This is a genomic window from Myxacorys sp. (assembly GCF_059501405.1).
Genome location: NZ_JCACCM010000153.1, coordinates 23894 through 34468, shown reverse-complemented (window position 1 = coordinate 34468; position 10575 = coordinate 23894). Strand labels below are relative to the sequence as shown.

Sequence of the window (10575 nt, the reverse complement as noted above, 5' to 3'; positions counted from 1 at the left end):
TGAAGCTGCAAACTCATTTGCTGTGTAGTAGCTTCAAATACCTCAATCTGCTCTATCGCCTGTTTTAATGCGCTCTCTAGAGAGGTAACATTTCTCAGCGTAAAGTCACTGGTTTGAAAATAATCAGGACGTTCAAAAGGAGATTCTCCTACCAAACGTCCTTGAGCCAGTTGCTCATAGAAATCTCGGCGCATCGAAGCAGTAATTTTTTCACCATTGCAGAACGTCTTGAACGCATAGGGATATTCCTTTGTAAGCTCATAGCCATTCTTCAAGAGTTTCTCTCGATAGCCTTCCGCAAGTTTGATCCATAGTTCATCTGCTCTGCCCTGATACATAGGGCTATATACGGAGATTCGTTCAGGCTCAGCAATATTCCAGCCACTAAAGTGCACGAAAAGAAGCGGCTCTTGATCAACCACAACCTTTCCACTTTCATTCAGATCTAACGTCTTTTCCCACAGGTTCCAATGACCAATATTGGCTCCTGCATGTTGCACAAAAGTCCTGTCTTGAAAGTACAGAAGTGCTAGGTTCAGCCACAGTTGATCGACAAATAACCCTCTAGGATCTCCCAGACCTTGATCGTTAAAGCAATAGTAAGTCAACCGTTCTTTAAACCACTGAATAAATCGGTGAGTTTCCTTGGTTCTACGCAAGCCCAAAAAGCCTGCATTACTCAGCCCTGAGCGTAGGAAGTTAGTTTCATGAGGGACTACATTTTGTAGGTCTACTGGACAACGACAGTGAGGACTTAACAGCAATGAAACGCTAGAGAGTTCTTGAAAAAGAGTTTCTAACGAATGACAAATCATGATGTCTGAGTCAAAAAACAGCCAGCTTAATGCGGATGTTTTCTCGAAGATATACTCGTGTAAAGCGCCTCGTAAAGCACAACACAATTCAAACGGAGTGTAATAAAAACACATTTTCTGAATTGTGGGTTGATCTGCTAAATCCTCCAACTGGATCAGTTCAAACGGCTCCAATACTGGATCAAAATACTGGTCAACTCTATCTGCTAAAAGTACATATAACTTAATTTCAGGCTGATGTTCTGCTAATGTCTCTGCTAGCGTTCGAGCGTAGGCTAGGTGACTTTTGGTGATAATCGTACATGCGATCGCTTCTGTCATAGAGTGAAATGTAGAACTTTGAACGGAAAATGGATTCAAGTGATGAATTGATATTTGCTATCAAGACTTAATCTTTTCCGGCTTCTTCACTCTATCATTCTCGATTGAAGATTCAGTTTGGTTCGTTGGTGGGTAAACCCATTGTGCGTTTGAGTTGAAACCACCCTCTACGCACTTTCCAGAACTTGCTGCTTTCCATCGCTCGAACTCGTTCTTGGGCTTGTGCAGCTACTTGAGTCATATATGCAAGTTCGGCTTGAGTCTGCTGTAACTGTTGATGCAGATGCCCGCTTTGACTAGCTGCTTGCATTGTGTCACACAGAATCCGCATCAGCATCTGAAATGCATTCTGAGAAATACTCATCTGATTCTGAATCAAGCTCTCATCTACGCCGTGAATTGCTAGATAGCCTTCTCCATTTTCGATGGAGGAAAGATGCTCAAGATACTGCCGATTAAAGAAATCATGCGGAAGAGATTGTTTATATTCTTGTAACCAAGCCGTCTTAGAATCGGGTGCGATCGGCTTGACTAGACAACTCGCGACCACAAAGTGTTGCCCAATCAGAACTCCTTCTCCAAAAACGCTGAGAAATAAATCTCGAAATTCATTAAACCGGAACTTGTGCAGATGAAATGGGCTGAGCCAAGGTGTGGCTCGGTAGTCGTTGGGGCACGAAATAAATAGTTGTCCACTCGGCTTTAGAAGGCGACGCAATTCAGACAGAAACTGTCTTGGGTATTGCAAATGTTCGATCGTCTCAAAGGAGACAATTACATCAAACGAAGCGTCTTCAAGGGAGGGAATGGAATGGGCATCCGACTGAATATACTTGACGTGAGGATGACTGTAGAACGTGGAGGCAAACCGGATCGAGTCCTCATCAACATCGACGCCAACGACGGCACGGGCACCTTGCAAGGCAATGAATTGCGACCCGTACCCGCTTCCACAGGAAATATCGAGAACCCGTTTATCTTTCACAAAAGGGGCAGTGAAGGCATAGCGAATCATATGATCCACATTTGCTAACGACATATCATCTCCGGCCTGAACGGGAATATGTCGCTCTCCAGTGTTCTTGAAATCTGTCACTGAAGGCTGCTTTGCACTCGCCACCATAATTGCCACACTTAATTTCACTAAACCGAACTCAGTATAGCAAGCCCAAGAAGCGCTTCAATCGAGTCCATTTCTGTTGTAGCTGCCAGAATTTGCTACGGTGCATTGCGTTGATGGTGGTATGAAGCTGGTCTACCTTGATTTGAGCGTCTTTTAGTTGAGTATCGGTCTGCTGCAGAGCAGCTTGTAAGCTCTGAATCTGCGTTTTTAGCTGCTCATTACTGGACTGGCTAGAATAGCTCATCATCTGAGCGGCAAAGCTTAATCCTAGCGGTAGGTATAGCTCGGCGTCTGAGATGTGAGACGCGATCGCTTGATGCAGGCTAAGATGCGCCCGTTGAGGTTCGCCTGCTTCAAACAGCGCTTTCACTTTGGCTCCAATGATCTGCGATCGCTTTTCCTCGCCTACGATCTGAGCAGAATACTCAAAGGCTTGTTCAATCTCATCAATTGAAAAGTCCCTTAGGTCATAAGTGGCTTGAAGTTGCTCCGTTGGTATTGGTTTTTCGTACCGAAAGGCTATACCCCAGGAATTCGGAATGTCTTTAATCGGCTGGAAGTACGATCGCAACCGATACATGACAAGGTGAATCCAATACGTTCCGTAGTAGGAAAAATCTTGATGAAAAACGATTGATTTTCCAGGAATCAAAGCGGGGAAAAAGATGCGAACAATGCTGTTTGCTAGATCCCATCCTTTCATCGCATCTACAAACAGGAATTCGATCGCGCCATTGTTCCACTGGAATTGAGTCAAATCTCCAGCATAAACTTGGACTTGATCTTTCCAAGGCGCAATCTGATTCAAGTATTCTTCTAAAAAATTATCTCCCGAAGAAAAGTGGTGCTGTAACGGAGTTCCTTTCACCATAAACTCCATGCTGGGTTCCCATTCAAAAATGTCAAACGCATGAATAGTTGTGCTGCGTAACTTCGGATCGTTGTTTTCCTGAAGCCCCCTTGCGATCGCCGTTGTAGATGCACCTAGCCAACACCCTAGATCGACGATCGCCCCCTGTCCCGTGAACTCCTCTTTGGCAAAATCATAAAGATACTGGCGCTCTTCCGCCGACATCATGCTAAACATTGTTTGACCTCCGTTTGACCTGTTTAATGCCGACTGGCTGAAAGGAACTGTTTTAGGCGCGTCCACTGCGTTCTCAAGCGCCAAAATTTGCTCGATCGCATGGCTTCTATCTCAGCCTGAAGCTGGCTAATCTGGTACTGCAATTGCGCGATCTGACATTGAGAAGCTTGTAGTTCTGCTTGAGCGACTGGCGGAACTGGGGGTTGGTTGAGGGCGAGAATTGGCACTCGGTTATGAGTGCGTCCTTTAATCCAAAAGGCTTGGTCGGTTCCGACCCGTTCTAAAACAGGGCGTTCTTGGTGACGATCGCAGAACTCATAAAAGGCTTCTCGGCAACCTTCCCAATGTCCAAAATCATCCAAAATCACACACCCTCCAACGGGCATCAGAGGATAAAACGTTTCTAGCACCAGCAGAACTGAGTTGTACCAATCCGCATCACAATGGAGCAGGGCAACTTGCTGAGGTAATGTCTGCTTAAACGTTGTCTCAAACCATCCTGGCTGAATCGTGTAGTGTTCTGGGGACGTCCCTACTAATTGCAGCACTTCTCGAACATCTTGCTCTGACGCCACACATTTGCCAATCCACTGCTTTGCGGCGTCGCCGTCTTTCTCGGTCGTCTCTGGCATGCCTGCAAAGCTGTCGTACAGCCAAAGATGCCTCGAAGGCTCCAAAAATTGCGAGAGAATGGCAGCCGTTCCGCCACGATAAGCCCCACACTCAACAAAATCTCCGGGAATTTGGTCAGTGTTGAGGTATTTCCCCAAGAGCGCCAGGTTCTCTAACCTGTCTTGAGTCACCATCGTATAGGGCTGGATTATCTTGAGTAGCGATTGGTCTAAAGCCATTCGGGTCAGCTGATCAAAGCTTAGAGGAGAACGGTTGATTTTCGAGACTACTTTGCTTAGAGAACGTCACGGTTGGATTCAAATTTACAACCCCGTTCCAAAGGATTGTGTCTTGGTTTCTAAGCACCTTTAAGACAGCAGTATCGTGATTCACGGCGAGCGATCGCTCGAACTGATGCTCTCCCACGCCGCCACTTGAAACCCCTGTCGTAATGGTGTAATCCTGCGGAATTAAAGGCACCTTAAAGCGAAATCGAACATTTAACAGCGTTCCAGCAGATACTGTACCCATAGATCTGCCCATACAGAATGTGTTGGATTCAAAAATGACCTCTCCCATGCGGGTGCGAATTATGAATCCAACATGCGGATCATCTATCTCTTCCCTAAAGAGAATGCCGATCGAGAGTTGTAACGGAGAGTCACTGGTGATGGAATAGATTTCTTGATCGTCTTCATCGAAAAACCGAACAAACTGAATTATGACGGCTTCTGAGGTGAGTGAAATGGTGGAGGAGGCACCGTCTTCGGTTGAGAAACTGGGAGAAACGTTAATCTCAGTCAGTTCTGGCTCAACGTCCTGCTGTTGAAGAAACTTAGCCTGATATAAATCCACGACTTGTCTAGGCAAGGCATCAAGAACGATTCTGCCATGCTCGATCAAAATCGCCCGGTGACACAACTTGCAAACAGCACTAGAATCATGCGACACAAAGAGTAACGTTACGCCTGCTTCTTTCATCTGTCGCAGCCGGTCAAAGCACTTTTGCTGAAAGAAAATATCTCCCACCGCTAACGCTTCATCCACAATCAAAATATCTGGATTGGTATTAACCGCAACGGCAAAAGCAAGGCGCACAAACATACCGCTAGAGTAGGTTTTGACGGGCTGATCAATAAAGTCCCCAATGTTTGCAAATGCAGTAATTTCGTCAAATTTCGCCTCGATTTCTGCCCGTGTTAGCCCTAAAATTCGACCATTGAAAAACACATTTTGCCGTCCAGTAAATTCTGGATTAAATCCACTTCCGAGTTCTAGTAGGGCAGAGATACGACCGTGGACACCAATCTCTCCAGTAGTGGGTGTGAGCGTCTTTGTAATCAGTTGAAGCAGGGTACTTTTTCCAGCCCCATTCCGACCAACGACGCCAAGTGTTTCGCCTTTGAAAATTTCTAGGTTAATGTCTTGCAGCGCCCAAAACACGTCAGCGTGGCTCTTCCCAGGAAGCAGCAGTTCTTTTAAGCGATCGACAGGCTTTGCATACCGCTTAAAGCACTTGGACACATTTTTCAGAGAAATAATGCTCTCACTCATACCGTTGTGTTGCTTCCTCTAACGCTCACACCTCCAATAACTCAGATGTTACAGCACATCTGCAAAAGCAGGACGCAGCCGCCGATAGACGGTAGCTCCGATCGCGAACATACAGATCGATACGCCTGTAGCAACGCCTAGTTCCTGCCAATGCTGTATTTCTCCCACTAACACTAAATCCCGGTACAGTTCGACGATCGCGGTCATGGGATTGAGCCAAAACACCCAAAATCGCCACTCTTCGGGAATCATGGTTGCCGGATAAACGATCGGTGTAACGTAAAACCAGAGATTTAGAATCACGCCAAGGGTCTGCGGAATGTCTCTTAAGAAAACCGTTAAGCCTGCGACTAAATAGCTCAATCCTGCTGTAAGCAGCAATTGCGGAATCCAAACTAAGGGAAATAACCAGAGGGTACTGTGAATTGTTTGCATGGAGAAGGCGACAAACGTGATCAGCATCATCAAGCCCATTGAACTTTCAATAAATGCAGAAAGGATGGGCACAAGGGGCAACAGACTAAGCGGAAACACAACTTTCTTGACCAAACTTGGTTGTGCGACAACCGAATTTGCAGCTTGACTCAATCCCATCGTGAACGCCACCCACGGAATGAGACCGGCAAATAGCCATAGCCCAAACGTAAAGTCGTTTGCTGGCAATCCTTTAAGCGTTAATTTGAGCTTCAGAACAACAGAAAATAAATAGGTGTAGACCAGTAGCTGAGCAAGCTGGTTTAGCAGTGCCCAAGCGTTACCCAGCACCGAGCCTTTATATCGTGCATCTAAATCCCGTTGGACAAGAGTTTTGAGCAGGTCAAATTTCACCAACCAGGGTCGTAGAATTGGTATTTTTTGGGCATTTCTAGCCGCGCTGCGAGTGACAGCTTTGACAGAGTTCAACAAATTGTGTTTCCCCTTCCCTAGCTCAAAACGTGGGTTTGCTTAAACATTTGTTTAAACATTTTTTGGTTTGCGCAAACAGTACTTACGCCCAGACGTAACATGATTCCTGTCAGAATATCAGGTCATGACCCTAGAAATCACCTGTGCGATCGCTCGTCGTTGGGCTTCGTTATAGTTCCAGCGCTGCAAAAAGCTCTGGAACTCTCCTGTAGGCGTTTCTACACCATGCGTCTCTACGCTTTGGCGCAACTGTTCTAGCTTGACGAAAATCACCTCAATTTGTGTCTGCTTGATCAACTCAATTGTTCGCCGTTGAACTCGCTCTGATCCGGCTGCTAATTCGAGGTTTTGATTTCCGGTATGAGTTACTATCATGGCGGCTGACATGGCAAGATTTTTCACCAGCAGTTCACTCACGATCTCTGGAGACGATCGCAGTGCTGCCACTACCGCTGGGGACGATTGATCGGCAGTGGGCTGCTCATCAGTCAGATAAGTGACGAAAAATCCCCGTGCGCCGTTTTCAGTTTTAACCAAGGCGGTTATGATGCTTTCAAGTTCTGCTTCTGTCAAGCGATTGTGCTGTAATGCTGCCATTAGTGATTGGGTGAGATTAATGGCTTGCTCAAATGAAATGGGGTCAGAAACTAGAAACTGTGGCTGAATCTCCATCTTTTTGAATGTCTACGGGTTGAATGTCTACAGGTATGATTGTTCTCAATTATGGCGATTATCTCCTCTAAAAAGCAGTCTCCTGAGCCAGACAAGTCTGACGAGGCGCAGTCCGGGCAACTCCCGTTGAGTGTGAAGACTGCTTCTGGCGGCAGTAAACCTCCTAAATCTCCTCGAACGGCTGTCTTGCAAGATAATCTTGACCCAAATGATCACAATCAAGGTCGCGCTGCTGTGCTGCAAGCTGACCCTGAACCCGAAGAGCATGGCAAGCAAGAAGAAAAACTGCGTCCTCAGCGTTTAGCAGAGTACGTTGGGCAAAAAGATCTTAAAGAAGTTTTGGACATTGCCATTCGAGCGGCGAAAGCTAGAAAAGAGTCGCTGGATCATTTGCTGCTTTATGGTCCTCCTGGACTCGGCAAAACCACAATGTCGCTGATTCTAGCCGCCGAGTTAGGAGTACAGTGCAAGATTACCAGCGCTCCAGCGTTAGAGCGTCCTCGTGATGTCATGGGGCTTTTGGTGGGTCTACAGCCTGGGGATGTGCTGTTTATCGATGAAATTCACCGTCTATCGCGAGTTGCCGAAGAAATTCTTTATCCGGCAATGGAAGATTTTCGGGTCGATATTATTCTTGGCAAAGGAAGCTCCGCTCGGACGCAATCGCTGAAATTGTCCCCCTTCACGCTTATTGGTGCCACGACGCGGGTTGGATCGCTCACCTCTCCCCTGCGCGATCGCTTTGGCTTAGTCCAACGCCTGCGGTTTTACGAACTCGATGAACTGACTGAAATTGTCCTCAGAACCGCTGCGTTACTCAAGACCTCGGTGACCTACTGCGGAGCCGAGGAAATTGCCCGTCGATCGCGCGGCACGCCTCGCATTGCCAACCGGTTATTAAAACGAGTCCGCGATTATGTAGAGGTGAAATCACGCGGAAAAGTGAACCAAGCGATCGCCGCCGAAGCCCTCGAACTGTTTAACGTCGATCCCTGCGGCTTAGACTGGACGGATCGCCGCCTGCTCAGCTTCATGATCGAGCGACACAATGGTGGACCCGTAGGACTTGAAACCCTCGCTGCCTCCACCGGAGAAGATGCTCAAACGATCGAAGAGGTCTACGAACCCTACCTGATGCAGATCGGCTATCTCAGCCGCACCCCGCGAGGTCGCATCGCCACCACCGCCGCTTGGAAACATTTGGGCTATCAACCTCCTGAAAGCCAACTTACGTTTCTGTCCTAATTTTTCTGTTCTAGCTATTGGAGCGTGTTACATGATTCGTCGATCGCTGAAGTCAATCCTGGTGCTTCTGCTGGTGAGTTGTCTATGCTTAAGCACGTTACCCGTTCTAGCGGCTGAGTCGGTTGAACAGCCAGTCGAACAGCCAGCCGAGCAGCCAGTCGAGCAGCCGTCCGCCCAAGAGCTTTTTGGCAAACTCTCAACCCTCAGGCAGGAGGCGTTTGATGCGACGAACAAGGGTGATTTTGCAGCGGCAGAGCAGCATTGGACAGAGATTCTAACGCTGTTGCCGGATAGTGCTGCGGTGTGGAGCAATCGAGGGAATGCAAAGGTCAGTCAAAATAAGCTAGAAGATGCGATCGCAGACTTTAACAAAGCCATGGAACTCGCTCCTGATGCTCCTGACCCCTACCTCAATCGGGGCGCAGCGTTAGAGGGCTTAGGGAAATGGGAGGAGGCGATCGCAGATTACAATCACGTGTTAGACCTTGACCCTAATGATCCAGCAGCGTTCAACAATCGCGGCAACGCTGAAGCGGGACTCGGACAATGGGATATCGCTCTAGCTGACTATCAAAAAGCCTTCCAGTTAGCTCCAGACTATGCCTTTGCCCGCGCCAATCATGCCCTCGCTCAATATCAAGCGGGTCAAACCGATGAGTCCATCCGCAACATGCGAAACCTCGTTCGGAAATATCCCAGATTTGCCGATATGAGAGCCGCTCTCACTGCCGCTCTATGGAGCGCTGGCAAAAAAGGAGAAGCGGAAAGCCAGTGGGTGTCTGCCGTAGGACTCGATAATCGCTACAAAGATATCAATTGGGTTAAAACGGTACGGCGTTGGCCTCCCACCATGGTGACTGCTCTAGAAAAATTCCTTAGCCTCCAGTAACAAGCTGGCTCACTCGTTCCGGGGTTAAATCTCGCACCGTGTCTAAAACAACGATCGCTCCTGCCTCGTAAAGGGTTTGAGCATAAGCGGACTTACGTTCTTCCGTTTCGTGAACATGCGGTGGTAAGACTCCAACCCCAATCCAGCGACGGTTTGATCGCAAGGAAGCCGCATTGCTGACGGTGTACATGTCCGCTACCGTATCTCCAATGTAGAGAGCAGGTAACGGTGATGCTTCTGGTTCGAGCTGATCAACCGTCTGTAGCAGACCCACTGGATCAGGTTTACCCGGAGCATCTTCCATCGCAATTAAAACCGGATTTTTCAATCCCAACCGTTTTTGCAACACATAGGTTGCCGACGCTCGCGTTGCCCCGCTAAAAAATCCCCACCGAATCCCTGCGATCGTCAGCGCATCGAAGTAATTTGACTCCAACAGCAATGGCTCCTGACAAATGTACCCTGTCCAGTTTTCCGGGTCAGTTCCGCGATAGCGAGATTGAAAGAACGCGACTAGATCTTGGTACTCTAAATTCACTTCGCTTCGGGGCTGCCCCTGTGCCTCAAAGTAGCGATAAATTAATTCTTGAGACGCTTCCCAATCGTTGTTCCAAAGCCCCTCTGATTTCAGCGCATCGATCTCTTGAGAAGACGGTCGAGAGTTTCCGCCCGTAAATCGCTCAACTGTATCCGCCAAAGCCCGGCGATATGACCCTCCCACATCTCGAATTACACCATCAATATCAAAGACCACGATCGCGCTAGAACCGTTCATAAAAATCCCTGTAGCAATTTCAGAGATTTCCATCATCTACTAAAACTGTGCGGTAGAATAGCAGACTGTAGATAAGCAAGCTTGGGACTGCGCTGGAGGTTAGATTTTGTCGAAGTTTATTCTAAAAGTTCTTTGGTTAGAAGAGAACGTTGCTTTAGCGGTTGATCAAGTCGTAGGCAAAGGGACAAGTCCCCTAACGTCCTACTTCTTTTGGCCCCGCAACGATGCCTGGGAACAGCTAAAAACCGAATTAGAAAAGAAGCATTGGATTACCGAGGTCGATCGCGTCGAGTTGCTTAACAAAGCCACTGAAGTGATCAACTATTGGCAGGAAGAGGGCAGAAAGCGCCCAATGTCAGAAGCTCAATCTAAATTTCCAGAAGTGACATTCACAGGTAGCGCCTGACCTGGTTGCTCGCTTCATCGCTGGCAAAGGCTCTATCTAGATTTCAGCTAAACGCCCATTTCAAAACTCTGTAGCCCCTTTCCAAACTGGACTGGGGTTTTTCATTGCCAAACAGGACGCGGTTGGTGACAATCTACAAACCAGATCTATGATTGGAGAAACAAGCCACC

Annotated in this window: 11 protein-coding genes; 3 read left to right on the top strand and 8 right to left on the bottom strand. The window is 47.6% G+C overall.

Features of this window, described 5'->3' with window-relative positions:
- From AC5I6P_RS21095 to AC5I6P_RS21065, 7 genes are all read right to left on the bottom strand, one after another.
- The coding region (locus AC5I6P_RS21095; RefSeq protein WP_495695730.1) for a hypothetical protein at positions 1-1136 on the bottom strand (1136 nt) is incomplete at its 3' end.
- A 112-nt stretch (positions 1137-1248) separates the two neighbouring features.
- On the bottom strand, positions 1249-2280 hold the full coding sequence (locus AC5I6P_RS21090; RefSeq protein ID WP_495695729.1) for a class I SAM-dependent methyltransferase: 1032 nt from the start codon (positions 2278-2280) through the stop codon (positions 1249-1251).
- 10 nt (positions 2281-2290) lie between these two features.
- A complete protein-coding gene (locus AC5I6P_RS21085) occupies positions 2291-3346 on the bottom strand; it encodes a class I SAM-dependent methyltransferase (RefSeq protein WP_495695728.1) in 1056 nt (351 codons plus the stop codon).
- Positions 3347-3369: 23 nt separating this feature from the next.
- The gene (locus tag AC5I6P_RS21080; RefSeq protein ID WP_495695727.1) at positions 3370-4197 is read right to left on the bottom strand and encodes a TylF/MycF/NovP-related O-methyltransferase; all 828 of its coding nucleotides are present in this window, start codon (positions 4195-4197) and stop codon (positions 3370-3372) included.
- Between the two features lie 13 nt (positions 4198-4210).
- Positions 4211-5512: an ABC transporter ATP-binding protein gene (locus tag AC5I6P_RS21075; RefSeq protein WP_495695726.1), complete on the bottom strand. Its 1302-nt coding sequence runs from the start codon at positions 5510-5512 to the stop codon at positions 4211-4213.
- A 48-nt stretch (positions 5513-5560) separates the two neighbouring features.
- Positions 5561-6418 carry an ABC transporter permease gene (locus AC5I6P_RS21070; protein ID WP_495695725.1) on the bottom strand — a complete coding sequence of 286 codons (858 nt, stop codon included), beginning with the start codon at positions 6416-6418 and terminating at the stop codon, positions 5561-5563.
- A 117-nt stretch (positions 6419-6535) separates the two neighbouring features.
- Positions 6536-7090: a sll1618 family protein gene (locus AC5I6P_RS21065; protein ID WP_495695724.1), complete on the bottom strand. Its 555-nt coding sequence runs from the start codon at positions 7088-7090 to the stop codon at positions 6536-6538.
- A 51-nt stretch (positions 7091-7141) separates the two neighbouring features.
- On the opposite strand from AC5I6P_RS21065, the gene ruvB reads away from it, so the two are divergent.
- Positions 7142-8335, top strand: coding sequence for a Holliday junction branch migration DNA helicase RuvB (ruvB, locus tag AC5I6P_RS21060; protein WP_495695723.1), 1194 nt, complete (start codon positions 7142-7144; stop codon positions 8333-8335).
- A 31-nt stretch (positions 8336-8366) separates the two neighbouring features.
- Positions 8367-9224, top strand: a complete 858-nt coding sequence (locus AC5I6P_RS21055) for a tetratricopeptide repeat protein (RefSeq protein ID WP_495695722.1) — start codon at positions 8367-8369, stop codon at positions 9222-9224.
- Here AC5I6P_RS21055 and AC5I6P_RS21050 read toward each other — a convergent pair.
- A complete protein-coding gene (locus AC5I6P_RS21050) occupies positions 9211-10035 on the bottom strand; it encodes a TIGR01548 family HAD-type hydrolase (protein ID WP_495695721.1) in 825 nt (274 codons plus the stop codon). The genes AC5I6P_RS21055 and AC5I6P_RS21050 overlap by 14 nt on opposite strands.
- 70 nt (positions 10036-10105) lie before the next feature.
- Between AC5I6P_RS21050 and AC5I6P_RS21045 the strand changes: the two genes are divergently transcribed.
- Positions 10106-10405 (top strand): 30S ribosomal protein PSRP-3, encoded by a 300-nt coding sequence (locus tag AC5I6P_RS21045; RefSeq protein WP_162421800.1) that lies wholly within the window; start codon positions 10106-10108, stop codon positions 10403-10405.
- The last annotated feature ends 170 nt before the right edge of the window (positions 10406-10575 follow it).

Excerpts from the sequence above, each read along its gene's own strand:
- AC5I6P_RS21085 (WP_495695728.1), bottom strand. The coding sequence starts at position 3,346 with ATGTTTAGCATGATGTCGGCGGAAGAGCGCCAGTATCTTTATGATTTT.
- AC5I6P_RS21080 (WP_495695727.1), bottom strand. The coding sequence starts at position 4,197 with ATGGCTTTAGACCAATCGCTACTCAAGATAATCCAGCCCTATACGATG.
- AC5I6P_RS21075 (WP_495695726.1), bottom strand. The coding sequence starts at position 5,512 with ATGAGTGAGAGCATTATTTCTCTGAAAAATGTGTCCAAGTGCTTTAAG.
- AC5I6P_RS21065 (WP_495695724.1), bottom strand. The coding sequence starts at position 7,090 with ATGGAGATTCAGCCACAGTTTCTAGTTTCTGACCCCATTTCATTTGAG.
- ruvB (WP_495695723.1), top strand. The coding sequence starts at position 7,142 with ATGGCGATTATCTCCTCTAAAAAGCAGTCTCCTGAGCCAGACAAGTCT.
- AC5I6P_RS21055 (WP_495695722.1), top strand. The coding sequence starts at position 8,367 with ATGATTCGTCGATCGCTGAAGTCAATCCTGGTGCTTCTGCTGGTGAGT.
- AC5I6P_RS21050 (WP_495695721.1), bottom strand. The coding sequence starts at position 10,035 with ATGATGGAAATCTCTGAAATTGCTACAGGGATTTTTATGAACGGTTCT.